Origin of the sequence: Arthrobacter sp. MYb224, assembly GCF_002975455.1 — a bacterium.
In the GTDB taxonomy this organism is placed as follows: Bacteria; Actinomycetota; Actinomycetes; order Actinomycetales; family Micrococcaceae; genus Glutamicibacter.
In genome coordinates, this window is record NZ_PCPU01000001.1 from 599268 (window position 1) to 625431 (window position 26164).

23 protein-coding genes are annotated in these 26164 nt (G+C 58.7%); 11 read left to right on the top strand and 12 right to left on the bottom strand.

The window, feature by feature from the left end; all coding sequences use genetic code 11:
- Positions 1-234: 234 nt before the first annotated feature.
- The 3 genes from CQ017_RS02890 to CQ017_RS02900 all read right to left on the bottom strand — a co-directional run bounded on the left by CQ017_RS02890 (position 235) and on the right by CQ017_RS02900 (position 3626).
- Complete coding sequence (locus CQ017_RS02890; protein ID WP_181148230.1) at positions 235-1338, bottom strand: DUF4192 family protein; 1104 nt, start codon at positions 1336-1338, stop codon at positions 235-237.
- A gap of 66 nt (positions 1339-1404) precedes the next feature.
- Positions 1405-2673, bottom strand: a complete 1269-nt coding sequence (locus CQ017_RS02895) for a nitrate/nitrite transporter (protein WP_105552405.1) — start codon at positions 2671-2673, stop codon at positions 1405-1407.
- On the bottom strand, positions 2670-3626 hold the full coding sequence (locus CQ017_RS02900; protein ID WP_258133466.1) for a proteasome assembly chaperone family protein: 957 nt from the start codon (positions 3624-3626) through the stop codon (positions 2670-2672). Before CQ017_RS02900 ends, CQ017_RS02895 begins: the two co-directional genes overlap by 4 nt.
- Before the next feature lie 245 nt (positions 3627-3871).
- Between CQ017_RS02900 and CQ017_RS02905 the strand changes: the two genes are divergently transcribed.
- The 4 genes from CQ017_RS02905 (at position 3872) to CQ017_RS02920 (ending at position 9379) form a co-directional block, all read left to right on the top strand.
- Positions 3872-5386 carry a leucyl aminopeptidase gene (locus CQ017_RS02905; protein ID WP_105552407.1) on the top strand — a complete coding sequence of 505 codons (1515 nt, stop codon included), beginning with the start codon at positions 3872-3874 and terminating at the stop codon, positions 5384-5386.
- Positions 5387-5643: 257 nt separating this feature from the next.
- The gene (lpdA, locus tag CQ017_RS02910) at positions 5644-7023 is read left to right on the top strand and encodes a dihydrolipoyl dehydrogenase (RefSeq protein WP_096286435.1); all 1380 of its coding nucleotides are present in this window, start codon (positions 5644-5646) and stop codon (positions 7021-7023) included.
- Positions 7024-7180: 157 nt separating this feature from the next.
- The gene (gene sucB / locus CQ017_RS02915) at positions 7181-8920 is read left to right on the top strand and encodes a 2-oxoglutarate dehydrogenase, E2 component, dihydrolipoamide succinyltransferase (protein ID WP_105552408.1); all 1740 of its coding nucleotides are present in this window, start codon (positions 7181-7183) and stop codon (positions 8918-8920) included.
- A 108-nt stretch (positions 8921-9028) separates the two neighbouring features.
- Positions 9029-9379, top strand: coding sequence for a hypothetical protein (locus CQ017_RS02920; RefSeq protein WP_096286439.1), 351 nt, complete (start codon positions 9029-9031; stop codon positions 9377-9379).
- A gap of 72 nt (positions 9380-9451) precedes the next feature.
- Here the strand turns inward: CQ017_RS02920 and CQ017_RS02925 are convergent, their stop codons facing one another.
- On the bottom strand, positions 9452-10966 hold the full coding sequence (locus CQ017_RS02925; protein ID WP_105552409.1) for a serine/threonine-protein kinase: 1515 nt from the start codon (positions 10964-10966) through the stop codon (positions 9452-9454).
- A gap of 105 nt (positions 10967-11071) precedes the next feature.
- Here CQ017_RS02925 and lipB point away from each other — a divergent pair, with 105 nt between their 5' ends.
- From lipB to CQ017_RS02940, 3 genes are all read left to right on the top strand, one after another.
- Positions 11072-11719 carry a lipoyl(octanoyl) transferase LipB gene (lipB, locus tag CQ017_RS02930; protein ID WP_105552410.1) on the top strand — a complete coding sequence of 216 codons (648 nt, stop codon included), beginning with the start codon at positions 11072-11074 and terminating at the stop codon, positions 11717-11719.
- Positions 11720-11751: 32 nt separating this feature from the next.
- Complete coding sequence (lipA, locus tag CQ017_RS02935) at positions 11752-12753, top strand: lipoyl synthase (protein ID WP_105552411.1); 1002 nt, start codon at positions 11752-11754, stop codon at positions 12751-12753.
- Positions 12754-12911: 158 nt separating this feature from the next.
- Positions 12912-13655, top strand: a complete 744-nt coding sequence (locus tag CQ017_RS02940; protein WP_105552412.1) for a DUF4191 domain-containing protein — start codon at positions 12912-12914, stop codon at positions 13653-13655.
- Positions 13656-13723: 68 nt separating this feature from the next.
- On the opposite strand, the gene CQ017_RS18300 is transcribed toward CQ017_RS02940, so the two are convergent.
- Entirely contained in the window at positions 13724-14002 is a 279-nt protein-coding gene (locus CQ017_RS18300; protein ID WP_258133467.1) for an RDD family protein, read from the bottom strand.
- Positions 14003-14401: 399 nt separating this feature from the next.
- On the opposite strand from CQ017_RS18300, the gene glnA (CQ017_RS02950) reads away from it, so the two are divergent.
- Entirely contained in the window at positions 14402-15826 is a 1425-nt protein-coding gene (glnA, locus tag CQ017_RS02950; RefSeq protein ID WP_105552414.1) for a type I glutamate--ammonia ligase, read from the top strand.
- Between the two features lie 141 nt (positions 15827-15967).
- Positions 15968-16336, top strand: a complete 369-nt coding sequence (locus CQ017_RS02955) for a hypothetical protein (protein ID WP_146112412.1) — start codon at positions 15968-15970, stop codon at positions 16334-16336.
- On the opposite strand, the gene CQ017_RS02960 is transcribed toward CQ017_RS02955, so the two are convergent.
- Genes CQ017_RS02960 through glnA (CQ017_RS02975) form a run of 4 tightly spaced genes read right to left on the bottom strand, consistent with a single transcriptional unit; the run spans position 16333 to position 21867 of the window.
- Complete coding sequence (locus CQ017_RS02960) at positions 16333-16836, bottom strand: nucleoside deaminase (RefSeq protein WP_258133468.1); 504 nt, start codon at positions 16834-16836, stop codon at positions 16333-16335. The genes CQ017_RS02955 and CQ017_RS02960 overlap by 4 nt on opposite strands.
- 49 nt (positions 16837-16885) lie before the next feature.
- A complete protein-coding gene (locus CQ017_RS02965) occupies positions 16886-17449 on the bottom strand; it encodes a DUF1990 family protein (protein ID WP_105552416.1) in 564 nt (187 codons plus the stop codon).
- Positions 17449-20475 carry a bifunctional [glutamine synthetase] adenylyltransferase/[glutamine synthetase]-adenylyl-L-tyrosine phosphorylase gene (locus CQ017_RS02970; RefSeq protein WP_105552417.1) on the bottom strand — a complete coding sequence of 1009 codons (3027 nt, stop codon included), beginning with the start codon at positions 20473-20475 and terminating at the stop codon, positions 17449-17451. Before CQ017_RS02970 ends, CQ017_RS02965 begins: the two co-directional genes overlap by 1 nt.
- Before the next feature lie 51 nt (positions 20476-20526).
- Complete coding sequence (gene glnA / locus CQ017_RS02975) at positions 20527-21867, bottom strand: type I glutamate--ammonia ligase (protein WP_105552418.1); 1341 nt, start codon at positions 21865-21867, stop codon at positions 20527-20529.
- A 133-nt stretch (positions 21868-22000) separates the two neighbouring features.
- On the opposite strand from glnA (CQ017_RS02975), the gene panB reads away from it, so the two are divergent.
- Positions 22001-22837 (top strand): 3-methyl-2-oxobutanoate hydroxymethyltransferase, encoded by an 837-nt coding sequence (panB, locus tag CQ017_RS02980; protein ID WP_105552419.1) that lies wholly within the window; start codon positions 22001-22003, stop codon positions 22835-22837.
- 69 nt (positions 22838-22906) lie between these two features.
- Here the strand turns inward: panB and CQ017_RS02985 are convergent, their stop codons facing one another.
- Positions 22907-23101: a hypothetical protein gene (locus CQ017_RS02985; protein ID WP_105552420.1), complete on the bottom strand. Its 195-nt coding sequence runs from the start codon at positions 23099-23101 to the stop codon at positions 22907-22909.
- Between the two features lie 112 nt (positions 23102-23213).
- Here CQ017_RS02985 and map point away from each other — a divergent pair, with 112 nt between their 5' ends.
- Positions 23214-24089, top strand: a complete 876-nt coding sequence (gene map / locus CQ017_RS02990) for a type I methionyl aminopeptidase (RefSeq protein ID WP_096286467.1) — start codon at positions 23214-23216, stop codon at positions 24087-24089.
- 107 nt (positions 24090-24196) lie between these two features.
- Here map and nrdR read toward each other — a convergent pair whose 3' ends face one another.
- Positions 24197-24685 (bottom strand): transcriptional regulator NrdR, encoded by a 489-nt coding sequence (nrdR, locus tag CQ017_RS02995; protein WP_096286469.1) that lies wholly within the window; start codon positions 24683-24685, stop codon positions 24197-24199.
- Between the two features lie 85 nt (positions 24686-24770).
- Positions 24771-26123 (bottom strand): histidinol dehydrogenase, encoded by a 1353-nt coding sequence (gene hisD / locus CQ017_RS03000; protein ID WP_105552421.1) that lies wholly within the window; start codon positions 26121-26123, stop codon positions 24771-24773.
- Between the last annotated feature and the right edge of the window lie 41 nt (positions 26124-26164).

Sequence of the window (26164 nt, forward strand, 5' to 3'; positions counted from 1 at the left end):
TGCGTTCCGGATGCACCTGCCGGTAACACCACTATGACCCTGTCAAGTCCGAATGCGCTGTATCAGTGACTCAACGCGACGGCGGGTACATTGATAACAACGCACCAACCACGTCTAATGTTCCCAAAAACTACGTTTCTGGAACCTAGACAACTCGAACCTAACCGGGTCTGTTTTTTCATTATCCACTAATTCGCCCACAGACACCACTTGACCCGGTCACCCGCGCGTCCGCTAACCCAGCTGGGCACGCCAGGCACGTAGTTCGTCCGTCGCCCATTCGGGCATCGATCCGCGATTCATCAGCTCTCGAAGGAGCTGGGCTAGCCGGTAGTCTCCCTGCTCGCTTAGGACTCGATCGAGCAAAGCGATGGCCATGGTGCCTCGCCCGCGAGCCCATTCGATCCAAGCCAGGATACACATCAAGGCGTGACGTTCACCGTCAATCGCAACACCGAGCAGATCGCGAGAAACCAACCATAGCCGTTCCAATCGTTTCCAGTCCGGGCTCTGCCACCCTCGTCCCAAGAGAAAATCTGCCAAGGGTTTAACCTGCTCGCCCTCATTGCCAACGCACAATTGTTTGGACATTTCTATGGTTTGCGCCGCACCGACACCAGCAAGAAAAGGTAGTAGATCACGTACGAGACGAATTCTCAGGCCGGCCAGCATGCGTGCGCTGCTCAGCGAACTCGAATGAATGCGTTCTAGTGCTTCTTCATCGCTCAGGTTCAATACTTCTGCCCAATCGTCGAGGCTGTCCACCAGGTCATCGCCAAATGCGCCGGTGAGCTCTTGGACTTCTGCCGCGTTAGCCCACGTTGCTATTCCGGTTCCGTCCCAAGGGTGGTCCAACGGAGCAGAACCGGCAAGGACCAGCGACAGGTTGGTTTCTCCCAGCGCGATGTCTGGCCGCGGGAAAGCTACACCGACGTCGCCGTCGTCGTAGTCCCAGACTTTTTCGCGGCAAAGGCACCAGGCTTGTCGCAGTTGAATGCCCTGCGGGTCAAAGGCTTCTTCGAGTTCGCAGATCATTTGCTGATAGGGAATCTCCTCTGCGATTTTGATGTCTCCCGGTGCGTATACCACTGCGACAACACTGCGCACCTGCGGAAGTCGTCGAAGCAAGCTGAGCACCTGCGCGACCCACGGCTGGCGGTCAACTTCATGAATTTCGCTGGGCAGGTCAACACGAAGCGTCGCTTCGAGGCGTTGGCCGACGATCAGTAGGAGCACCATCGACTTTTGCGGGTGAAAGCCAAGGGCATGAGGAATATAGGCGAGTACGTCATCGCAATCAGACAACGAGAGGGGCTGCCGTTCGGGTGTAGTAGTCATAACCCCACGATGCGTCCCAACAACCATTCCGGCCTGCAGTTCAGCGCGCGCTGTGGAGAAGTGTACCTACAGGATGTTGGCCGGCTGCCGTCTGGCCTTGCGCCGTTCGATCAGCATGAACGTCACCCCGATCGCCGCCATGACAAATTGCACCGACAACGCAATGCGGAAGGCCGGCAAATTGTAGAGCTCGCCCACCGACCCATTGGCCACATAAAGCCAGTCCATCACGACGCCGACCAGGTAGATGGTGACGAACCCGCCGAAGAACCCACCGGTATTGACCAGCCCAATGGCGGTACCCATGATGTTTGGTGGGTTGAAGGTCCGGGCAAAGTCGAACGCGATAACCGATGAAGGGCCACCAGCCGCCACCGCAACGAGCAAAATGATCAGCACCCATAACGGCGCTGCACCAGGCCAGAACAACACCACCGCCCACATGAACACCATGGCTCCAATAACGCCCAGGGCAAAGTTCGAGCGCTTTTGCGGATATCTGGCCGTCAATGCTCCGAGCAGTGGCCCGTATAAGACCGCAACCGCCACGAAAATCGACATCAACCCGGATGCGAAACCACCCTCGAGCCCCTGACCTTGAACTAGGAATGGGTACCCCCAGGTCAGCAAGAAGACATTGAGCATAAAGGAGGTGGTGAAGTGTGTCCAGAACCCAAGCCGGGTTCCGGGTTGCTTCCACGCGGTGGTTAATCGATCACGGGTACGCATCGGTGCGCTCTCGCTCAGATGCGCCCAGCCCGGACCATTGCGAATCAGCGATATCGCGATTAGCAAGCTTGCTAAAGCCAGACCGGACATAATTGAAAATGCCGGCGTCCATCCAAACTGCACCAAGATCAGATGAAAAGGAAAGAGGCTGACCAGTTGTCCGGCCTGCCCAAAGGTTCCTACCAGTTGTGTTAGTACGGGAATGCGCGAGCCGGAGAACCACAACGGCAGCAGCTTGAGTACCGAGACGAACACCATCGCGTCGCCCGACCCGACCAGGATTCTCCCGCCTAGCCCCATTGGAACGCTCGTTGAAATAGCCAAGAACGCTTGACCCATAGCCATCAACACCGAACCGGTGATGATCATGATGCGCGGTCCAACCTTGTCCAGCAGCAGTCCTACCGGAACCTGAGCGCCAGCGTAGACAACAAGCTGAACCACCGAAAATGACGCCAGGATTTGAGCGGTGGCGTCAAATCTTTCGGTGGCCTGAAGCCCTGCAACACCAAAACTTGTTCGTTGGGACACGGCCGCCATATAGGTAAATATTCCGGCACAAACCACCAACCAAGATCGCGCCGAGTTTAGGTGAGATTGAATCACTGGTCAGGGTCACCCGATGCGGAGTCCGCTCCCCCGGACTTTCCGTTGGCGTTCAACCAGTCGGCGCTGTCCTCGATTGTGGCCAGGAAGTCTTCAACACTTGCCCCCAGCTCCTCGGCATTTGGCATTTTTTCGTCTTCGTCCAACAGCAGCGAACGGCGCTCGTGGTCTTGCGCGTGCTCGTCAAAGCGCTTTTCAAAACCGAGCACCATTTGCTTGACTTCGTTGCTGCCTTCGATCTGTTCGGCAAGCTGAGATTCGATCAACCGGGCCGCTTCGCGCAACTTCTCCGTGGGAAGTGCCAGCTTCAGCGCGGCACCCACATGCTCCAAGGCAGCCACGGCAACCGCCGGATATTCGGATTCGGCCAGGTAGTGCGGGGTGTGCAACGAATAGCCTACGACGTCGCGGCCCGCGTCATTCAGGCGGATCTCCAAGAGCGCCATCAGCCCCGATGGGGTTTCGGCAGTAGGGGCCCACGTGGAGATATTTTCGGTGAGATCCTTGCGGTTTCCGTGTGCTGTCACTCCCACTGGGCGGGTGTGTGGCACAGGCATAGGCAGCGACACGGTGCCGGTCACCAATTGCACGTTGAACGCGTCGATAAAGTTGAGCAACTCGGCGATGGTGCGTTCCCAACGCAGATCTGGTTCGACTCCGGTGAGGAACCAGAACTTCCGGTCCAATGCGTCGGTCATCAGGTAGATTTCGATGCGCGGCTCTTGATAGCCGGCGAAGTGGTCGCCGAGGAAAGACACCCGCGGGCGCTGGGCGCTGTAGACAACAAGCTCATCCGCGTCAAAACTGGCATAGAGTTCAGAATTCAAATTTCCGAAGAGCTCATTGCATACCAAGTCATGGGCATGGCCCGCGTCAGATACGCCACGCAACGAAACGTACATCCCTAGACCCTGCAGACTCGGATCGTCCAAGTTAGTGCTGACCAGAGTCATCAACGGATCCTTGGACATTCTCACCTCAATCGTTTTCGGTACCGCCAAACAGAGGCGATTACTTAAAGCTCAAGAACTTATCCTATCCGTTCAGCCTTTCGCTCGCTGTGAAGTATCGCACGCCGAGCTCAAACCTCGGCTAACATCGGGTGTAGGAAACACTCAGCTCACCGGCACCATCCACCGGTTATTCTCGCGGGCTGAACCGTCCTTAGACCCTACAAAGGCATAGAAGGAATGATTTTGTGATCAACTCCAGTGATCTCACGTTGACCGCCATTGGTGCAGACATCAAACGTAAAAACGCCGACGCCCTCATTTTGGGCGTGCTGAAAAACGGCGACAAGGTATCCATCGCCGCTTCACCCCTCGCGGCAGAAACCACCACCGCTCTGGAACAGTCGCTGGCCGCGCTGAACGTTGCCGGTTCTGCCGACGAAGCAACCGTGCTTCCAGCAATTGACGGCATCAAGGTCAAGACGATCATGTGCATCGGCTTGGGAGTGAAGGATCTCTCCGAGCTCAACGACGAGAAGTTGCGTCGCGCCGCCGGATCGGCAGCACGCCAGCTTTCCCACGCCAAGACCGCGATCTTCGCCTTGCCTGCCGACACGCTCGAGCAAGTTTCAGCAGTGGCCGAAGGCGTAGCCCTGGGCGCATACCGCTTCGAGAACTTCCGTTCGAAGAAGAACGACAAGCCAGTCCTTGGCGAGGCATTCATCGCCACCGCGGTCGCAACCTCCAAGGATCTGCCAGCCCTGCTCAAGCGCGCCGCGGTTATCGGCCGCGCCGTGCGTGGCACCCGAGATCTGATCAACACCCCGGCCAATATCTTGTACCCGGAAACCTTCGCCACCGCGGTGAAGGACTACTCCAAGTCACTGCCGTTGAAGGTCACCATCTTTGATGAGAAGCGCCTGACCAAGGAAGGCTTCGGCGGACTGATGGGCGTTGGTGGCGGCTCGGCCCGCCAGCCGCGCATGGTCAAGGTCGAGTATTCCCCGGCCAAGGCCGCCAAGCACCTGGCACTGGTGGGCAAGGGCATTACCTTTGACACCGGTGGCATCTCGATCAAACCAGCCGCGGGCATGCACGCGATGAAGTCCGATATGTCCGGCGCCGCGGCAGTTTTCCACACCATCGCCGCGGTATCGGAGCTTGGCCTCGACGTGAAGGTCACCGCGTGGCTGTGCCTGGCTGAGAACATGCCAGGCGGTGCTTCGACGCGTCCCGGAGACGTACTGACCATGCTCGGCGGGAAGACTGTCGAAGTGCTCAACACCGACGCCGAAGGGCGCCTGGTCATGGCCGACGGTTTGGTAGCGGCCAGCCAGGAGAATCCGGATGTAGTGATCGACATTGCCACGTTGACCGGTGCACAGATGCTCGCATTGGGCCTGCGCACCGCCGGTGTCATGGGCAACGAGCAGGTACGTAACGATTTGGTCGCAGCCTCGGATGCAGTGGGCGAGCTCGCCTGGGGTATGCCGCTTCCGGAAGAGCTCCGTCCAAGCATCGATTCCCAGGTCGCCGATCTGGCCAACATTGGAGAGCGCATGGGCGGGATGATGACCGCTGCGGTCTTCCTGGAAGAATTTGTGGGCGAAACCGACGGTCAGAAGATTCCTTGGGCGCACATCGACTTTGCTGGTCCGGCCTTCAACGAGGGTTCGCCATGGGGCTACACCCCTAAGAACGGCACCGGCTCGCAGGTCCGCACCTTGGTCGCCTACGCCGAGAAGATGTCTGGCACCCGCTAGAAATGCCTTTTTCGACACATCCCGGTGCGTGCGATGTCATAGCCCAATGCGCCGGGATGTGTGCCAAAATACGAGATATGGCCGACTTTTAGCCAGCTCAAGATGACTCTGGTGCTTTGGCGGTACTAAGGTAAGTTTTGAAACATCACCGGTGAATTAATTGGCTCGCGCCCCGTGCGAGAGTTAGTCCAGTTCACCACCCGATCTCCAGGTCGGCCATGGCCGACCTCACTTAGCTATTACGAGGGAGCGTTCACGTGGCCGATTCGGCAGCAACGCAAGAATTTGATGTCCTCATCCTCGGCGGTGGTTCCGCTGGATACTCGGTCGCTTTACGCGCCATCCAGTTGGGCTTCACCGTTGGATTGATCGAGAAGGAAAAGGTCGGCGGCACCTGCTTGCACACCGGCTGTATCCCAACCAAGGCGTACCTGCACGCAGCAGAGCTCGCCGAAAACGCTCGCGAAGGTGCCAAGTACGGCATCAACTCCTCCCTCGAGTCAATTGACCTGGGCGGAGTACGCAAGTACAAGGACGGCATCGTCGCCGGCAAGCACAAGGGTCTTCAGGGTCTACTGAAGATGAAGAAAGTCAACGTTATCGAAGGTAGCGGACGACTGGTCTCCAAGGACACTATCGAGGTTGATGGCGTTCCGTACAAGGGCAAGAACATCGTTCTCGCGACCGGTTCGACCTCCAAGACCTTCGGTCTGGAAATCGGTGGACGCGTGCTGACCAGCACCGAAGCGCTGAACATGGTTGACATGCCAAAGAGCGCCATTGTGCTTGGTGGCGGTGTTATCGGTGTTGAGTTCGCCTCCGTCTGGAAGTCCTTCGGCGTCGACGTGACCATTGTTGAGGGCCTACCTTCACTGGTTCCAAACGAAGACCCAGCAATCATCAAGAACCTCGAGCGCTCCTTCAAGAAGCGCGGCATCAAGTTCAACACCGGTGTCTTCTTCGAGAAGGTCGAGCAGGATGCCGACGGCGTCAAGGTCTCCCTAGCCGACGGCAAGACCCTCGAAGCCGAGATTGTCCTCGTGGCCGTCGGCCGTGGCCCGGTCACCGAGAACATGGGCTTCGAAGAGCAGGGCATCACCCTCGATCGCGGTTTCGTGATCCCTAATGAGCGCCTGCACACCGGCGTGGGCAACATCTACGCCATCGGCGATATGGTCCCTGGCGTTCAGTTGGCACACCGCGGTTACCAGCACGGCATCTTTGTCGCCGAAGAAATCGCTGGCCAGAACCCAACCATCGTCGAAGACATCAACATTCCAAAGGTAACTTTCTGCGAGCCAGAAATCGCCTCGGTCGGCTATTCCGAGCCTGCCGCAAAGGAGAAGTTCGGCGAGGACCAGATCGAAACCACCGAGTACAACTTGGCTGGCAACGGCAAGTCCTCGATCTTGGGCACTTCCGGCCTGATCAAGATGGTCCGCGTCAAGAACGGCCCAATCGTGGGCGTTCACGGCATCGGCGGCCGTATCGGCGAGCAGATCGGTGAAGCACAGCTGATCGTGAACTGGGAAGCCTACCCGGAGGATGTTGCACAGCTCATCCATGCACACCCAACGCAGAACGAGTCGCTGGGCGAAGCCGCAATGGCTTTGGCCGGCAAGCCACTTCACGGCTAATTACGCTGTTGGTCACCGGGTAGTGCGTTCACACACACCCTACCCGGTGCACTAAGCTCGGAGGCAACGCCTCCATTCATCGGTTTTGGGTGTTCAACCGTTTAAATTGCGCACCCAAACCACACTTCAAGCTTTATTTAAGAGGAGATACGGGAAGATGTCTGAGACCGTAAACCTGCCCGCACTGGGTGAAAGCGTTACCGAGGGTACGGTAACCCGTTGGCTGAAACAGGTCGGCGACCGCGTTGAGGTTGATGAGCCGTTGGTGGAAGTTTCCACCGACAAGGTCGATACCGAGGTTCCATCACCTGTCGCTGGTGTTATCGAAGAAATTTTCGTCGCCGAAGATGAGGAAGCCGAAGTAGGCGCTCCTCTGGTTCGTATCGGTGATGGCTCAGGTTCCGACGCCGCGGCGCCGGAGGCTCCTGCAGCTGAAGAGGCTCCGGCCGCCGAAGAGGCGCCTGCGGCCAAGGAGGAAGCTCCTGCTGCTCCAGCAGCCGACGAAGCCCCTGCAGCAGCACCTGCTGCAGCAGACTCCGCTTCGGGCACCGAGGTCACCCTCCCAGCTCTGGGCGAATCGGTCACCGAAGGTACCGTTACCCGCTGGTTGAAGGAAGTTGGCGAAGAGGTCGCTGTAGACGAGCCACTGCTCGAGGTCTCCACCGACAAGGTAGACACCGAAGTTCCTTCGCCAGTTGCCGGCACCCTGCTGGAAATCCGTGTTGCCGAAGACGACACCGCCGAAGTTGGTGCCGTTCTCGCAGTGATCGGTGCTGCGGGCGCTGCTCCGGCCGCCAAGGAAGAAGCACCTGCCGCTCCAGCACCAGCTGCGAAGGAAGAAGCTCCAGCCGCTCCAGCACCAGCTGCGAAGGAAGAAGCTCCAGCCGCTCCAGCACCAGCTGCGAAGGAAGAAGCACCAGCCGCTGCTCCTGCTCCTGCTCCTGCTGCCGCCGAAAACAACAGCGACGCTGGCTACGTCACCCCACTGGTGCGTCGTTTGGCCAACCAGCACGAAATCGACATCGCTTCCGTCAAGGGCACCGGCGTTGGTGGACGTATTCGCAAGCAAGACGTCCTTGACGCAGTAGCTGCCAAGGAAGCCGCCGCCCCGGCTGCTGCCCCTGCCGCTCCTGCGGCCGCTAAGCCGGCCGCCCCGGTTGTCGAGGCATCCTCGTTGCGCGGTACCTCCGAGAAGGCTCCACGTATCCGTCAGGTAATCGCCCGTCGTATGCGTGAGTCCCTTGAGGTCTCCACCCAGCTGACTCAGGTTCACGAGATTGACATGACCCGCGTGGTCAAGCTGCGCGCTTCTGCCAAGAACAATTTCAAGGCAGTCAATGGCGTCAACCTGACCTACCTGCCATTCATCGCCAAGGCAGTTGCCGAAGCCTTGAAGGCTCACCCGAAGCTGAACGCCGAGTACAACGAAGAGACTCAGCAGATCACCTACCACAATGCCGAGCATCTGGCGTTTGCGGTAGACACCGACAAGGGCCTGCTGGTTCCTGTTGTGTCGAACGCTGGCGATCTGAATCTGGCTGGCATGGCTTCGCGGATTGCTGACGTCGCAGAGCGCACCCGCACCAACAAGATTGGTCCGGATGAGCTTTCCGGTGGCACTTTCTCGATCACCAACATCGGCTCGGTCGGAGCACTGTTCGATACCCCGATCATCAACCAGCCGCAGGTAGCAATCCTGGGTACCGGTGCGATCGTGAAGCGCCCAATGGTCATCACCGATGCCGATGGTAACGATTCGATCGCCATCCGTCACATGATGTACCTCTGCCTGACCTACGATCACCGTCTGGTTGACGGCGCCGATGCAGGTCGATTCCTGCAGACGCTCAAGGCCCGCCTTGAGGGTGGCGCTTTCGAAGGCGACCTGGGTCTGTAAAGTCGTCGATCGACTTTCGCAAGCTAGGTAAACGATCGCCCCTTCCGTTCATTCGGGAGGGGCGATCGTCGTTTCTACAATTCGTCGAAAATCAATTAGGCTGGAGTTATGGACTTCCTAACTCTTATCCTTGTTTTCTTGCATATTCTCGGTGCGGCAGCGATCTTCGGTGGCTGGCTGGCAAACTTCAAGACCCCTACCGTGAATGTTTGGCAGTGGTATGGCGCGATTGCTCAGCTAATTACCGGTTTGGCTCTCGTTGGCATGGCCGAAGCAGGTGATGGCGACGTGAATCACATGAAGATTGGCGTCAAGGTTGTCATCGCCATCGCCATTCTCGTAGCGGCATTCATCGGTCGCAAGAAGGTCAAGGCCGGCGAAGAGGTTTCGACCGGGATTGCGCACGCAACCGGCGGCCTGGCATTGATCAATATCGCGATCGCGACTCTCTGGGTCTAAGCTACGAGGCAGTCTTGTAGCTCCAGGCAAAGGCGAGGCACCCCGAAGGCAATTCGGGCTGCCTCGCCTTTGTCATGCCTCGCGGCTGAGCAGCTTTCCAATTTTCCAGTTCCCCTCAATCAGCTTCAGTTCCACTTCGATACGTTCCCGCATGCCACGGGCCACCTGATGGACCACACGGTTCGCTGAATCCACATAGTCGTAGGCTTCCTGAGTGGATGTCGCACGTAGTATCACGGTGTCTGGTTGCGCACGGGCAGTCACCGAGATATCTTCCAAGCGGGTAGCTAATCCATTGATTCCCAGCTTCAGTGAGTCCAAGCGTTCAAGCGTTTGCTGGTCCCTTTGGAATTGCTCGGAGGCGGGCGGATAAATCGCTGACAATGCTTTGAGGTCCTCGGTCTCTAAGGCCGCATCCCGTTCGCGTGAAAGCTTGATGAAACTGGCTATCACCGTCTCAGCGGAGAACGCGCAGGCAGGAACCACGGCGCCGTCCAGGATCCGGCATGGTTCACGACGCTCCTGTGTTTGCGACAGAGTCCCCGACTCCGATTGCCCGCGCTCCCCCACGAGATTTACACCGAGGAAGCTCACGCCCACGAGCGCTACCCCTCCAGCGACAGCCAGATAGACCTTGGCGCGCCCTGGGGTTCGGCGTAATTCATGCATACGCCATTCGGGTGCGGCATAGTCTTTTTGACCCTTCTCAGCCTGGGGTCTTCTTGACCGCCTGCGCCGACGCCTACCGCGCACCTCGCTAGGGTGAACTGTGGCCATGAGATGAGTCGACTCCACCGGCGTGCACTGTTCCCAAGTGATGGCTTCAGCCTGCGCCGCAGCGAAGAGCGTCCTGGCGAATTGCTCCGCTGTCGGCCTCTGCACCGGATCTTGGTGCAGAGAATCAAGCAGGAGCTCATGGACCAGCGTGGGCACCGACGGGAAGATGACCGTGACAGGTGGACGCATATTCGGTTCTGGAGGAGCGGTTCCTTCAAGCAGGAACCAGAGGCACGCACCTAAGGAGTAAACGTCCTGCTCGCCGAGGCGTCCCTCAGGTTCGCGAGCGGAAACCTCAGGCGCCATAAACCCGGGAGTACCCGACCCGGGTGTCTGATCGATACCGGTTCGACTTTCTTGGAAATCGCCTAATTTCGGCATTCCATCGGCTGTCAACAACACATTGCCAGCCGAGACGTCGCCGTGGACTTGCCCAGTGGAGTGCAAGGCTGCCAGGGTTTGGGCTACCGGTGCCAAGGCCGTGACGCACTCTCCGAGAGAAAATGGTGCTCGTTCTTCGAGAAGTTGAGCCAAGCTTCCGCCGGGACAGTACTCCATCAGAATCCCCTCGCCCAACTGTGTCGAAAGGGTGCCGTAAAAATCTATGACATATTTCCTTGCGGATTCGACCTGCTTCTGACGCAGCGAACAGATACTTTCGGCGTTCGAAGAAAGTTTCAACACCATGTAACTCTGATCCGAGTCACGACGCATTAACCAAACTTTGCACGGTGACTTGGCCTTTAACGGACGAACCGTCACATATCCGGGGCAAGTTGGCCAGGCCAACAGATTGTTTGAATCATTCATGTTCCAGTTCTAACGCAAAGTACAGATTCTCGCCCCGGCTATCCACAGCTCAGCGCTTCTCAGCCAATTAGCGGGGCCTGTTGCAAAAGGCGTATGGTAACCACTATGGCGATCGAATTCGAACGAGTCGGACTCGGCACGGAGCTAATTCCATATATGCAAGCATGGGATTACCAGCAAAAATTGCACGATGCTGTAGCGGCCGATGAACAGACCCCGCGAGTCCTGTTTCTTGAACATGAGGCGGTCTATACCGCCGGCAAAAGGACCGAACCTGAAGACTTACCCCTAGATGGCACCCCCGTTGTTGACGTTGACCGTGGCGGGAAACTGACCTGGCATGGCCCCGGACAGCTCATCGGCTACCCGATCGTGAAGCTGAAGAAAATCAGTGCGATACGTTTGTACGTGGAGACCCTCGAAGAAGCGTTGATTAACGTTATAGATGAAATGGGCATCCCCACCGTTCAGGTCAAGGGGCGTTCAGGCGTTTGGGTCCCAGGCAAGGACGGCGAAGAAGACCGAAAGATAGCCGCCATTGGCATCCGCATCACCCGTGGAGTCACCATGCACGGTTTTGCGCTCAATTGCTCAAACGACCTGACCGCTTACGGCCAGATCATTCCCTGCGGAATTACCGATGCCGGCGTAACCACGATCTCCGAAGAACTAGGCCAGACGGTCTCCCCCAACGATGTCGTTGAGCGGGTGCAAGAGGAACTTGAACGTCTCCTCTCGCCACAAGTCGTCTAAGCAAAATATTACTAACGTAGAAGGACCCTCTAATGAGCATTGAACCTGAAGGCCGTCGACTGCTGCGCGTCGAAAAGCGCAACGCCCAGACGCCAGTTGAGCGTAAGCCCGAGTGGATCCGCGCCGAACTCAAGATCGGTCCCGAATATGTGGGCCTGAAAAATTTGGTGCAGTCCGAAGGCCTCCACACAGTATGTGAAGAAGCTGGCTGCCCCAATATTTTCGAGTGCTGGGAAGACCGCGAGGCATCGTTCCTTATCGGCGGTTCCGAATGCACCCGTCGTTGCGACTTCTGCCAGATTGACACCGGAAAGCCTGCTGCACTAGATCGTTCAGAGCCATTCAAGGTGGCCATGAGTGTGAAGAAGATGGATCTGCGTTACGCAACCGTCACCGGCGTGGCCCGCGATGATCTCGAAGATGAAGGCGTCTGGCTGTACGCCGAGACGGTACGCCAGATCCACAAGATGAACCCGACCACCGGAGTCGAGCTGCTCATCCCCGATTTCTCCGGAAAACCGGATAACCTCGACGCCATTTGCGATTCGAAGCCTGAAGTCTACGCACACAATGTGGAAACCGTCCCGCGTATTTTTAAGCGCATCCGTCCGGCTTTCCGCTACGAACGCTCCATGGATGTCATCACCCACGGTCGGAACCGCGGTTTGATCACCAAGTCGAACCTGATTCTGGGCATGGGCGAAACGCGTGAGGAGATTTCCGAAGCAATGCGCGACCTGCATGAGGCAGGCTGCGATCTGCTGACGATCACCCAGTACCTACGCCCAACCGAACGTCACCTTCCGGTCGATCGCTGGGTCAAGCCACAGGAATTCTTGGAGCTGCAGCAAGAAGCCGAGGAACTCGGTTTTGCCGGCGTCATGTCCGGGCCATTGGTTCGTTCCTCATACCGCGCGGGACGACTCTGGGCTGGCGCCATGCGCAAGAAGGGTCGCGAGATCCCAGAATCCCTTTCCCACATCGAATCCTCGGGTACCACCCGTCAGGAAGCTGCTTCGCTGCTTAACCGCTGAGCCCAACGACATGTTCAAGCGTTCGGATCCAATAGCCGTAAAACCCGGCTGTTGGGTCCGAATTCATGTTGTGCAGCGCACCGCGCGAACCCTCCGGATTCGCCCGGAATTCCTCCGAAGAAAAATAAGCCAGCCGGATCGCGTAGAATTGAAGCACTATGGCCAAAAACTCCGATAACGATGCGGCCGCGCAACAGAAGCGTGGTCTGTTTTCGCGTAAACCAAAAGCTGAAAAACAAAATAAAGAGCCCGGGCGCCTAAAGCAAATGGTGCAGGTCTTCCAGATGACCCGCCGCAACGATCCGATGGTCGTTTGGTGGATGGTCCTGGCCTTCCTTGGCGTCATTGCCGTTGGACTGGTCATTGGTATCTTGATCAACAACTGGATCACGTTGCTGATTATCGCGATCCCGCTTGGCTTGCTCGCCGCCCTGTTCATCATGTCCCGTCGAGCCGAGAAGGCCGCGTTCGCGCAGCTTGAAGGCCGTCCGGGTGCCGCTAGCGCGGCGATGAGCGTACTGCGTCGCGGCTGGATCTTAAAGGATGAGCCAGTCGCGTTCAACCGCCACCAGGATCTGGTGTTCCTGGCGGTTGGCCGTCCCGGCGTTGTCCTGGTCACCGAAGGCCCAAGCAGCCGCGTGCGTGATCTGGTGGCGTCCGAACGCAAGCGTATTGCTCGCGTTCTGCCGAATGTTCCGATCCACGTGATCAACGCCGGCCAGGACGAAGACCAGACCGATCTGGTAGAAGTCAGCAAGAAGATGAAGAAGCTTCCGAAGGCAATCACCAAGCTGGAGATCAGCGCGGTAGACAAGCGACTAACCACGCTCACCGCCAACCGCCTGCCGATTCCCAAGGGCATCGACCCAAACCGAGCACGCCCTAACCGCCGAGCTCGCTAATCAGGCACAAAGAAAACCGCACTAGTTCGCTAGTGCGGTTTTTTTATGCCTGGATTCTTGAACGCGGACTAGCGGATATTCACCAGTACGCTTTTTCCTGCCCGGTCGTGGAAGCCGCGCTGATCCGCGTCCGAGAACAGAACCGGAATCACCAAGCACAACAGCACCGATCGAATGACCCCGGTGAGCGGCTTGATCGCCGTGCCATCCATGGATTGGACTTGCAGCCCAAAGGTCCGATGCCCAATGCTGTGGCCGGTGAAGCCAACGGCAATCATCTGGCCGGCACAGAACAATGCGAGCGTGGCGAGGTCGTTCAAGTTGAACAGCCACCAGCTCAGCAACATGGATAGTCCCCAGTCCGCGCATAACGCGCCGAGCCGACGCGGCAACCGGCCGATCGACCCAGGCCCTTTTTCCGGGCGTCCTAAGCGCTGGCCCGGCCATTCTTGCGAGTTTAATTGCGGGGGGCCTTCGAGCCACGAGCTAAAGTCTTTGCGTTCCACATAACTAGTGTATCTGGGCGATCTGTGTGAATCTCATCAGTTTGTTACGCATCACAAAGCCACTACTGACCCGGTACGACGCGCCCGTACTTGCGCTTTGTAACGTAGCCGAAACAATCGAGACACCATTCAGAAACGGTTTCTAGGTAGGATTACTTGGTAAGCAAGAGAACTGATCAGATCAATTCGTATGATCGTTCCGTTTACCAAACCAATAACTCAACAGGGAGTCACCTGCACATGTTTACCAGCCCAGAAGAAGTCTTGGCATATATTGCCGAAGAGGACATCAAATTCGTTGATATCCGCTTCACCGATCTACCAGGCGTCCAGCAGCACTTCAACGTTCCGGCGAAGTCCGTGGATGCAGACTTCTTCGTCAACGGCCAGCTCTTCGATGGTTCATCCATTCGTGGTTTCGCTGGCATCTCTGATTCCGACATGCAACTGATCCCCGACGTCACCACCGGCTTCGTCGATCCGTTCCGTATCGAAAAGACCTTGGCCTTCAACTTCTCGATCATCAACCCACGCACCGGTGAGCCTTACCACCGCGATCCGCGTGGCGTAGCCGAGCGCGCCGAGGCTTACCTGGAATCGACCGGCATCGCCGACACCGCATTCTTCGCACCAGAGGCCGAATTCTTCATCTTCGAAGACGTCCGCTACGAATCCACCCCACAGGGTGCCTTCTACAAGGTCGACTCGGACGAGGCGCCTTGGAACACCGGCCGCAAGGAAGAGGGCGGCAACCAGGGGTACAAGACCCCTTACAAGGGTGGCTACTTCCCAGTGTCGCCAACCGATAAGCAGGCCGACCTGCGCGATGCGATCTGCGTCGAGCTGGACAACGTTGGCCTCGAAGTTGAACGCAGCCACCACGAGGTTGGCGCAGCCGGTCAGGCTGAGATCAACTATAAGTTCAACACCATGGTCCACGCGGCCGACGAGCTGATGCTCTTCAAGTACGTCGTGAAGAACGTTGCCGATGCTTGGGGCAAGTCCGCCACCTTCATGCCAAAGCCGGTCTTCGGCGATAACGGCTCGGGCATGCACGTGCACCAGTCGCTGTGGGCCAACGGCGATCCGCTGTTCTACGACGAAAAGGGCTACGCCGGCCTGTCCGATACCGCTCGTTGGTACATCGGCGGCCTGCTGAAGCACGCTTCTGCCGTGTTGGCATTCACCAACCCGACGGTGAACTCCTATCGCCGTCTGGTCAAGGGCTACGAAGCACCGGTCAACATGGTTTACTCGCAGGGCAACCGCTCCGCAGGTATCCGTATTCCAATCACCGGATCGAACCCTAAGGCCAAGCGCATCGAGTTCCGTGCACCGGATGCTTCCTCGAACCCTTACCTCGCATTCGCGGCTCAGCTGATGGCCGGCCTGGACGGCATCAAGAACCGCATTGAGCCTTCGGACCCAATCGACAAGGACCTCTACGAGCTTCCTGCCGAGGAAGCCAAGGACATCCAGCGCGCTCCAGAAAGCCTAGAAGAGGCTCTGAAGGCGTTGGAGGCCGACTACGAGTTCCTGCTCGAAGGTGGGGTATTCACCGAGGACCTGATCCGCACCTGGGTTGAGTACAAGCGTGAAAACGAAATCAAGCCACTGAGCCTGCGTCCGAACCCATACGAGTTCGAGCTCTACTACGGTTGCTAATTCCGTAACGGCTCTACGGAACCGCTAAGAATTCAAAACCTGTCCCGCGGACCTCTTGGTCCACGGGACAGGTTTTTTTCGTCTCGTCATTGCCACAACGGATCAATAGCCGATATGGCTGATCCGGTCTAGCCTTGTGCTATGGATACTTCGAACTGGCTCCCCGTCAAACGTGCCGATGGGGAAACCGTAGGATACCTAGAACCACTTGTTGCGTCCTACGATCGGGTCTGCCCGAGATCGGTATTGGGCCACCCTGTGATGGATTCATGCGACTATTTCCAGGGCGAAGAGTTGTTGACCGAGCGTGGCATCGGCGAGCTCATGAACCATTGGATGCTCCGCAATGCCGCTTCGGATAGGCACGGGCCGCTGTCTATTCTCGAAGTTTCCCCAGCAGGTATCGTCGTGGCCGATGCGCTGCTGACCAAGGCGCTGATGCCAACCGAAAGAATTCACCTGGCATGGCCCGATGTTGATGCCGCTCTGGTTCCCTACCCGCTGGACTAGTAGCTCGTCTTGTCTTCTTTGTCGGCCCATTCGGCGAAGACCGATGCAGCATCGGCCGAGGGAACATGGGTGAAGGGGATCAGTCGTTGACCCATCGGTTTGTCCAGTTCCGTGTAAATAAGTTCGTCGTCAAATCCGATACGAGCGGCATCTTGGCGCGTGTTTGCGTAATACACATGTTTAAACCGCGACCAGTAAATCGCACCGAGGCACATGGGACATGGCTCGCAACTGGTATAGAGCTCACATTCCGACAGGTCGAAGCTTTTAAGCTTCGCTCCGGCGTTGCGGACCGCGATCACCTCGGCATGGGCTGTCGGATCATTCAGCTCGAGCACCATGTTATTGCCCGTCGCAATCACCTCACCGTTGAGAACGACCACTGCCCCGAAAGGCCCTCCCTGGTTGGCTTGCATACCCTGACGCGACAGAGCGACCGCCTCGTCGAAAAATCGTTCGTCCATAGTTGCACCGCTTTCTACCTGCTTGAACCGCGCCATTTCCCGAATGTTGCATCCAACGGTGGCCCAATTGCCAGTCTAGGGAGGTTCACCGGCTATTGGTAGAGCCGGTCGTTCTGCTGCCGCCCGCGCGCGAGCTTCCAGGCGTTCTGAGCGCCTTGAAGTACCGGTAGCGGGCAATCAGTTGGGCGGCTCTGAGCAGGGGGAACAGTCCGCGCCAAGGCTGCACGTCGGAAGGTCTGGTCAATGACCTGATCGTGAGGAAGTTTCCGCCCGTACGTTGTTCGATGACAAAGCACTCTTCGCCGCTAACCGGATGCCCCGCCAAGGTCCGATAAGCGAAGCCGACTCGCTGAGTCGTTTCAACCACGGAGATCACTTCCACGGGTTCAAGGATCCTCGCCCCCGGCAAATTGACCCTGATGACCGGGCGCTGTCCCACGGCAACAGGAAGCGCAGGAATCACGCTAAATCCGCTGCGGGTTTTGATCCCCCAGCGCAGCACGTGCTCCGAAGCCCAGCGCCAATGACGCTCCCCCGAACCAATCCGCACCGTTTTCTCCCAGCGCAGATGGCCAAAATCTCCGGCTTCCCAGATCTGGCTCTCGGGAGACGTCAACGACGCGGGAACGGGTGCGTCCGAGCCCGCCATTAGTCCTCAAAACCGTAGAAGAGCTGTTCAAAGATTGCCCGCGAATGCCTGGTGGCTCGCAGGTAGTCCTCTTCCAGCGCGGGACCTTGATTGGCCTCGTAGCCGCACCAGCGTGCCACTGCCTCCATATCCCTCGCCGAGCGTGGCAGCACGTCGCTAGAACGCCCGGAGGTAATAATTTCTGCGCTTCTAATCCGTGTCGCCAAGGACCAGGTGAAGTCCAAGAGCTCGGCTTCCTCCTCGCTGATCAGCTCCAATCCGGCCATGGCATCCAATGCCTTGCGCGTGGCCGGAGTGCGTAGCGATGGATGTTTCCACGCGTAGCGCAGTTGATAAAACTGAACTAGCCATTCGATGTCGGAAAGCGAGCCCCGGCCAAGTTTCAGATGCCGGTTAGGATCGGCACCGCGCGGCAGTCTTTCGGACTCGACGCGAGCCTTGATCTTTCGAATGTCCTTCATCTGGCCCTCGTCGAGGCCCTGGCCGTAGCGTACCGGTTCGATAAGCTGGATGAAGTCCGCGGCAAGTTGCGCATCGCCGGCAAAGGGGCGGGCACGTTGCAGAGCTTGGCGTTCCCAGACTTCCACCCAACGTTCGTAGTACTGGGCATAGGCGTCAAGCGAACGAACCAGCATTCCGGCTCGCCCCTCGGGACGCAGATCGGAATCGACCTGAAGTTTCACTTCGGCAGGAATGGCCGGTTTAAGCGGCTTATTGCTCCAGGAGGTCAACTCGGTCACCACGCGCAAGGCCTGTTCCTGAGATTCTTGGGCACTGGTGCCGTCCACGGGACGCTGCACGAAGAGCACGTCGGCGTCTGAACCGTAGCCGATCTCCTCCCCACCTTGCCGCCCCATGGCGATGACGGTGATGATCGCATGCACTCCATGCTTTTGCTGGTCCGCCGCGAGCAGCACCTTCAAAATTCCATCGATCATGTTTCCGTCGATATTCGACAGGGCCTCGCCGACTTGCGAGACGTTCAGAAGACCCGCTCCGTCCGCCAGCGCAACGCGCAAGAACTCGCGACGGCGCACCAAACGGATTTGCCGGATCGCCGCCTCGGGCTGTTTGGTGCGCTGGATGATCGAGGCGTTCTGTTGCTGCAGGCTCTGGTAGGTCTGCGGTGCCAACGCGCTGTTCGAGCCCAGCCATGCGGCGGCCGCCGGCTCATTGGCCAGCAAATCGGTCAAGAACCGTGTGTTTGACAGCAGGTGGCTCAACCGCTCGGCCGCCGCATTGGTATCACGCAACATGCCCAAGAACCACGGAGACTTCCCTAAGGCCTCGCTGAGTCTGCGGAACCCCAACAGGCCGGCGTCCGGGTCCACGCCCCGGGCGAACCAATCCAGGAGCACCGGCAGCAGTTGCCGCTGCAGCGAGGACCGGCGCGAGACTCCCCCGGTCAGCGCCTCGATATGGCGCATCGCCGCCTTTGGATCCAGATAGCCCAGGGCACGCAGGCGTGCCTGAGCGGATTCCGGGGTCAGGCGCACCTGGTCTGCCGAGAGATTCGAACTGGTGACCAGCAGCGGGCGGTAGAAGATGCGTTCGTGCAGCGAACGAACGAGTCGTTTGGTCTCATTCCACCGGCGCAAAAGCTTTTCGGGGTTCGTGGCCTGCAGGTCGCCGGCTCCGCGCACTGCCCGGGCCAGCACCCGTTGTGCCCCCTCAACGCGTGGCATCAGGTGCGTACGGCGCAGCTGGCTAAGTTGGATTCGGTGTTCTAGCAGGCGCAGGTAGCGGTAAGACTCGTCAAAGTTTCTCGCGTCTTCGCGGCTGATGTAGCCGATCTCGCTCATCGCCCGTATCGCCAGCGTAGTCGTCGGCACCTGGATCTCGGGATCCACGCGTCCATGGACCAATTGCAGAAGCTGCACGGTGAATTCCACGTCGCGCAGTCCGCCAGGCCCCAACTTGATTTGCCAAGGAACTTCTTCCTTGTCGATGTGGTCGCTCACCCGCCGACGCATGGACTGCACGGATTCAACGAAGCCTTCGCGCTCCGAGCTGGACCAGATCATCGGGGAGACCATGCGCTCGTAAGAACGTCCAAGTTCCGGGTCCCCGGCAATGGCTCGCGCCTTGAGCAGCGCTTGGAACTCCCAGGAGTGCGCCCACCGGTTGTAATAGGCTTCATGTGACGACAAAGTCCGGGTCAGCGCCCCGTCCTTGCCTTCCGGACGCAAGTTCGCGTCCACTTCCCAGAGCATCGGTTCGGGGCCAGGGACCATAATTGCACGGGCCGTATTGCCGCACAGTACGGTGGCGATGGCCGATGCGAGGTCCTCATCCAGGTTCGGGGTGCTGCCGTGCACATAGATCACGTCTACATCTGAAATGTAGTTCAGTTCCCGAGCACCACATTTGCCCATGCCGATAATGGAAAGCTTGACGCTGTCTACATCTTCCGGGGTGTACTGCTCGGAGGCTTCGGCGCGTGCGATTGCCAGTGCACCTTCGAGCACCGCACCAGCCATATCAGCGAGTTCGGCGGCGACGAAGGGAAGAATTTCCTGCGGGTCCGCGGCGCCAAGGTCTCGGTACGCCAAAGACAGCAGCGCCTTGCGGTAACTCGCACGTAATTTCTGCCGTGCTTCGGCCCCAATGCACGATGATATCCAGTGTTCGTTGGCGGTGCGCGTGGCGCCGACCGAGTCGAGCATGGCACTGCGTAGGGATTCGAGACCGACTGGCCGAAAGGTTTTGCTCGGCGCCTGGTTGACTACGGCCAAGGCCTCGGGGCAGCGGATCAAGAACTCGCCCAGGGCCGAGGAGCCGCCAAGCAGGCGCACCATTGCCAAGCAGGTATCCGGCTCCCGGAAAATCTCTGCGGCTTCGGGATGACGATCCACGAGCCTGAGCGCCAGCAGAAGGGCCTGGTCGGGATCTGGCGCGTGCGCCATCATCCTCACGATGAGAACCGGATCAACGTTCGCCAGTTCTTCTGCTTCAAGGAACTTCTTGGCGCGTTCGGTATCGCTGAATCCAGCGTTGATCAGTGCCCGTGAGGATACTTCTGCCATATTCTTCGTGTGTCTCCCACTTGCCACCACGTCGTGGACGTGGCGTACTCCTTAGAGGATTCCCAGATACTTGTTGAGCTCGTAGGGGGTGATGACCTGACGGTACTCTTCCCACTCGGCTCGTTTATTGGCCAAGAAGGAGTTGAAAACCTGTTCGCCAAGCACCTCTGCCATCAGCTCGGATTCTTCCATAGCCTTCAGCGCATCGTGCAGCGTGCCAGGCAGCGGGACGTGGCCCGAGGCACGGCGTTCTGCGGTGGACAGTGCCCAGACATCGTCCTCGGTCGGCTCCTCCAGTTCGTATCCCTCACGGATGCCCTTCAGCCCGGCGCCAAGCAGGGTTGCGTAGGCCAGGTAGGGGTTGGCGGCGGAATCGATGCCGCGGTATTCCACGCGGGCGCTTTGTCCCTTGCCTGGCTTGTACAGCGGCACGCGGACCAACGCGGAACGGTTGTTGTGGCCCCACGAACGGTAGCTTGGAGCTTCACCGCCGCCCCAGAGTCGCTTGTAGGAATTCACGTACTGGTTGGTGATCGCGGTCATCTCGGGCGCATGGTGCAAAATGCCGGCGATGAATGAACGAGCTACGTCGGAGAGCTGGTACTCGCGGCCGGCCTCGAAAAATGCATTCGCGTCGCCCTCGAACAGCGAGAAGTGAGTGTGCATTCCGCTGCCTGGCTGGTCCGAAAACGGCTTGGGCATGAAGGTGGCGTGGATGCCCTTCTGCATGGCCATTTCCTTGATGACGGTGCGGAAGGTCATAATATTGTCGGCGGTCTGCAGTGCATCTGCATAGCGCAGATCAATTTCGTTCTGCCCTGGCCCGGTCTCATGGTGCGAGAATTCGACCGAAATCCCCAAGGCTTCCAGGGTAGTCACCGAGGCGCGACGGAAATCTTGGCCCACACCATCGGGCACGTGGTCGAAGTAGCCGCCATTGTCTATCGGCTGCGGGCGGCCCTGCTCATCGAGCTTGCTGTTCTCCAGCAGATAGAACTCGATTTCAGGGTGCGTGTAGCAGGTGAATCCCATGTCGGCCGCTTCGGTCAGCTGGCGTTTAAGCACCTGTCTAGGATCCGCGCTGGAAGGCTGGCCTTCGGGGGTGAGGATGTCGCAGAACATGCGGCTGGTGGGCTCGACTTCGCCGCGCCATGGCAGAATCTGGAAGGTCGCCGGATCTGGCTGCAGAAGCATATCTGATTCGGAGATGCGCGACAGCCCGTCGATCGACGAGCCATCAAAACCCAAGCCCTCTTCGAAGGCGTCTTCAACTTCGGCCGGGGCCAACGCTACAGACTTCAAGGAACCGACGACGTCGGTAAACCACATACGCACGAACCGAACATCACGTTCTTCAATGGTGCGCAGCACGAATTCCTGCTGACGATCCATAATTCACCGCCTCAAAATCTTTGATTCCGGCACTGATCACAGCCGGGAGTTAAACAACCTGATGCAAGACTATACGTTTTGAGCCTCAAACTCTGCCACGCACCGCTGGGTCCAAGTGCGATAAGGTTTTTCTATGCCCCAACCATATCTTTCCGACCCTGACAAAGGTCCTTCCCGCATTAGGGTTCACCATTTACAGCAGGCAAAAGAGCATGGCGAAAAATTCGCCATGTTAACCGCATATGACGTCATGATGGCCGAGATCTTCGACCAGGCAGGCATCGAGCTGCTTCTGGTAGGCGACTCAGCCGCCAACACCGTTGTCGGCTACGACTCCACCTTGCCTATTACCGTGGACGAAATGATCGTGTTCACCAAGGCCGTTGCCAATGGTGCCAAGCGCGCTCTGGTCGTAGCCGATCTCCCATTTGGCTCCTACGAGCAGTCCCCGCAGCAAGCGGTAGCCAGCGCGGTTCGGCTCATGAAGGAGGGCGGCGCCCAGGCCGTGAAGGTTGAAGGCGGCCATCAGTTCGCCGAGCATGTTCAAGCGATGGTGCTTGCCGGAGTTCCGGTCATCGGACATATCGGATTCACCCCGCAATCCGAGCATGCCCTGGGCGGCTACCGTGTTCAAGGACGCGGAGACGCCGCCGCGGAGATGATCGCGGATGCCCAGGCGCTAGAGCGTGCCGGAGCTTTTGCGGTCCTCATGGAAATGGTGCCAAGCCCTGTGGCGGGCAAGGTCGATGCGGCCCTGCGGGTGCCAACCATTGGCATCGGCGCGGGAAACGCGACCACCGGTCAGGTACTTGTCTGGCAGGACCTCCTCGGGCTGGGTGCCCACCGCACCCCGCGATTCGTGAAGAAGTACGCCGATCTTCGCTCGGTGATTTCCACGGCCGTCAGCGAGTACCACCGGGACGTGGTGAGCGGCGCATTCCCCTCGGCCGAGTACGAATTCAAGGACTAACAAGTTCCACGGCCACCACATTGGACCCGGGTGCAAGGAATCAATTTCCCTGCACCCGGGTCCAGCTGGTTATTCGTCCTCTTCGTCTTCGGCATCCCAGGCTTCGTTGCGGGCCTGCACCTTGGACATCGCGTTGCGTGCCTCGTCCTCGGTATCGTAGGGGCCGAGAAGCTGGGTCCAGTCGGACTGCGGTCCCTTCTCGATTCCGCCGGTCGATACGTTGTACCAATATTTGCCTTCACCGGGGGTGGCGCTCTGGCTCACGGTCAGCTCCTAGGTTCGTTTGCTGTTGCTGACTCCACGCTAGCTCAATCTCACGCACATCGGTGGCTTCAGAAACGCGATGTTGGGCTAGCCCCTTAGCTAGAATGTTTATATGGCTACTGTCGCAACTGCACCACTTGGAACCCTGACCCCTGGCACGATCTCACCGGAGCTCTTCGTCCCGGCGCATATCGAACGACCCGAATATGTGGGCAAGAAAGAACCGGCAAAAAGCACGGCCTCGGAAGTTAAAAGTCCTGAAGTGATCGAGCGAATCCGCATTGCCTCACGGATCGCGGCCCAAGCGCTGGCCGAAGTTGGCAAGGCCTGCCAGCCGGGCGTGACCACAGATGCGCTTGATCGTCTGGGTCACGAATTCTTGATGGATCACAACGCCTACCCATCGACTCTCGGCTATCGGGAATTCCCCAAGTCGCTCTGCTCCTCGCTCAATGAGGTCATCTGCCACGGCATCCCGGACAGCACCGTGTTGCAGGATGGCGACATCATCAACATCGATATCACCGCGTACATCGGCGGGGTGCACGGGGATAACAATGCAACGTTCCTCGTGGGCGACGTTGACGAAGAATCCCGGCTTTTGGTGGAACGCACCGAAATGTCCTTGAAGCGGGCGATCAAGGCAGTGATGCCGGGGCGTGAAATCAACGTCATCGGGCGCATCATCGAAAGCTACGCCAAGCGCTTTGGCTATGGCGTGGTCCGTGATTTCACCGGCCACGGGGTCGGCGAGGCATTCCACACCGGGCTGATCATTCCGCACTACGATGCGGCGCCGGCCTACGATACCTTGATCGAGCCTGGCATGGTCTTCACCATCGAGCCGATGCTGACCCTGGGCACCATTGAATGGGATATGTGGGCCGATGACTGGACGGTGACCACGCGCGACAAGAAGCGCACCGCACAGTTCGAGCACACTCTGCTGGTCACCAACGACGGCGCCGAGATTCTCACCCTTCCGTAGCGGCTCGAATACTCGATTGTCGGCAAGGAACAAGGCCGGGCCCCGAACCGTCATGGTTCGGGGCCCGGCCTTGAAACTATCTGCCTACGGCTGGGAAGCGTTGGCCACTAGTCTGCGGTAAGCGGACGCTGGTTTCCCTGCGGGGTCTTGGCCCGGCGGTCGCGCAGCTTCGCGATCGCAGTTTCGAAATCCGTGAGCGACTGGAAATTGTGATAAACGCTAGCGAAACGCAGATAAGCGACTTCGTCCAGGCGCGACAGCGGCTCGAGAATCGCCAGCCCAACCTGATGGGCCGGGATTTCTGCGGCCCCGGAAGTCCGGACCGCTTCCTCAACCTCTTGAGCCAGGATGGCCAGATCGTGATCGGTCACTGGGCGTCCTTGGCAAGCCTTGCGCACACCATTGATGACCTTGTGGCGCGAGAATGGCTCCACGGCACCGGACTGCTTCAAAACGCTCAGCGAAGCGGTTTCCGTGGTGGTGAAACGGCGCGAACACTCGGTGCATTGACGACGGCGTCGAATGGACACGCCATCGTCGGCGACTCGGCTATCGACCACACGCGAATCTGCGTTGCGACAATAAGGGCAATTCATGGCACCTCCAACTTTTTGCGACCGTGGTGTCTACCGAGGCCTACGGCGTACAGAAATCCACACACGTCACCTAATAGTTTAGCTTCTAAAGCGCCTGACGGACCGCGACTGCATCGCCGTGCGCTGGAAGGTCCTCCGCATTGGCCAGATTGATCACGTGAGCGGCTACCTCAGCGAGCGCGCGCTTGTCATAGTCGATCACCTGGATGGCCTTCAAGAAGGTGTTCACATTCAGCCCCGAGGCATGCAGGGCGGTACCGCTGGTAGGAAGCACGTGGTTTGACCCGGCGCAGTAATCTCCCAGCGACACCGGAGCGTACTCACCTACGAAGATCGCCCCGGCAGCATTGATCCGCGCGGCAACCGCGGCGGCGTCTTGGGTCAGCACCTCGAGGTGTTCGGCCGCATACGCATTGCATACGTCGATCCCCTGCTCCAGGTCATCGACCAGGATAATCGCCGATTGCGTACCTGCCAAAGCCTGCTGCACGCGTTCGGTGTGTTTTGTTGCGGCCACCTGCGTGGCAAGTTCGGCGCGCACAGCGACAGCTAGCTCCGGCGAGTCGGTGACCAGTACGGCCGCCGCATTCGCATCGTGTTCGGCCTGCGAAATCATGTCCGCGGCGACGAAGGCCGCGTTGGCCCGGTGATCGGCGAGGATCGCAATTTCGGTGGGTCCGGCTTCCGCATCGATTCCCACTACTCCCTTGACCAGGCGCTTAGCGGTCGCGACGAAGACATTGCCCGGACCTGAGATGACATCTACCGGTTCGATATCTCCGCGCTGGTCTCCGGGGACTTCGACGCCGTAGGCGAAGGCCGCGACGGCTTGCGCACCTCCCATGGCGTGCACCTCGGTAATGCCCAGCAGCTTCGCCGCGGCAAGGATCGTTGGGTGCGGCAGTCCTCCGAAGTCACGTTGCGGAGGGCTGGCCAACGCCAGCGAGGAGACGCCTGCCGCCTGCGCCGGGACGGTGTTCATGATCACCGAGGAGGGGTAGACGGCCAGTCCTCCGGGAACATATAGTCCGACGCGGCGCACCGGCACCCAGCGCTGCGTCACGGTGCCGCCGTGGCCATAGCTCACATTTGCATCCTGCGGCAGCTGCGCTGCGGCGAAGACTCGCGCGCGGCTGATCGACTCTTCCAGAGCCAGCCGGACCTGCGGGTCTAGCTCGTCCAGGGCACGATCGAGTTCGCCCTGGGGTACCCGGGTATGCTCCAGATCAACCTTGTCGAATCGCTTCGCGAGGTCCTTCAACGTCTTCATGCCATGCTCGCGCACGTCCTCGATGATCTGCTGGACCACCTCGGCGGCGGTCTGCGAGTTCACTTCAGGTCGCGGCAGTTTGGCCTTGAGCTGAGCACGGTTGAGTTTCTCTCCACGCCAATCGATGGTCGCGAGTTCGGAAAAGACTGTATCTGGGTTTGAAGTCACGCTCCTAGTTTAACGCCTCTGACCGGGTTAGCTTTCCTTTG

Excerpts from the sequence above, each read along its gene's own strand:
- CQ017_RS02960 (WP_258133468.1), bottom strand. The coding sequence starts at position 16,836 with ATGGCGCGGTTCAAGCAGGTAGAAAGCGGTGCAACTATGGACGAACGA.
- CQ017_RS02940 (WP_105552412.1), top strand. The coding sequence starts at position 12,912 with ATGGCCAAAAACTCCGATAACGATGCGGCCGCGCAACAGAAGCGTGGT.
- lipA (WP_105552411.1), top strand. The coding sequence starts at position 11,752 with ATGAGCATTGAACCTGAAGGCCGTCGACTGCTGCGCGTCGAAAAGCGC.
- CQ017_RS02900 (WP_258133466.1), bottom strand. The coding sequence starts at position 3,626 with ATGACTCTGGTCAGCACTAACTTGGACGATCCGAGTCTGCAGGGTCTA.
- sucB (WP_105552408.1), top strand. The coding sequence starts at position 7,181 with ATGTCTGAGACCGTAAACCTGCCCGCACTGGGTGAAAGCGTTACCGAG.
- glnA (WP_105552414.1), top strand. The coding sequence starts at position 14,402 with ATGTTTACCAGCCCAGAAGAAGTCTTGGCATATATTGCCGAAGAGGAC.
- CQ017_RS02965 (WP_105552416.1), bottom strand. The coding sequence starts at position 17,449 with ATGGCGGGCTCGGACGCACCCGTTCCCGCGTCGTTGACGTCTCCCGAG.
- CQ017_RS02970 (WP_105552417.1), bottom strand. The coding sequence starts at position 20,475 with ATGGCAGAAGTATCCTCACGGGCACTGATCAACGCTGGATTCAGCGAT.
- CQ017_RS02890 (WP_181148230.1), bottom strand. The coding sequence starts at position 1,338 with ATGACTACTACACCCGAACGGCAGCCCCTCTCGTTGTCTGATTGCGAT.
- CQ017_RS02920 (WP_096286439.1), top strand. The coding sequence starts at position 9,029 with ATGGACTTCCTAACTCTTATCCTTGTTTTCTTGCATATTCTCGGTGCG.
- nrdR (WP_096286469.1), bottom strand. The coding sequence starts at position 24,685 with ATGAATTGCCCTTATTGTCGCAACGCAGATTCGCGTGTGGTCGATAGC.
- CQ017_RS18300 (WP_258133467.1), bottom strand. The coding sequence starts at position 14,002 with ATGTTGCTGAGCTGGTGGCTGTTCAACTTGAACGACCTCGCCACGCTC.
- panB (WP_105552419.1), top strand. The coding sequence starts at position 22,001 with ATGCCCCAACCATATCTTTCCGACCCTGACAAAGGTCCTTCCCGCATT.
- map (WP_096286467.1), top strand. The coding sequence starts at position 23,214 with ATGGCTACTGTCGCAACTGCACCACTTGGAACCCTGACCCCTGGCACG.
- CQ017_RS02925 (WP_105552409.1), bottom strand. The coding sequence starts at position 10,966 with ATGAATGATTCAAACAATCTGTTGGCCTGGCCAACTTGCCCCGGATAT.
- glnA (WP_105552418.1), bottom strand. The coding sequence starts at position 21,867 with ATGGATCGTCAGCAGGAATTCGTGCTGCGCACCATTGAAGAACGTGAT.
- lipB (WP_105552410.1), top strand. The coding sequence starts at position 11,072 with ATGGCGATCGAATTCGAACGAGTCGGACTCGGCACGGAGCTAATTCCA.
- CQ017_RS02955 (WP_146112412.1), top strand. The coding sequence starts at position 15,968 with ATGGATACTTCGAACTGGCTCCCCGTCAAACGTGCCGATGGGGAAACC.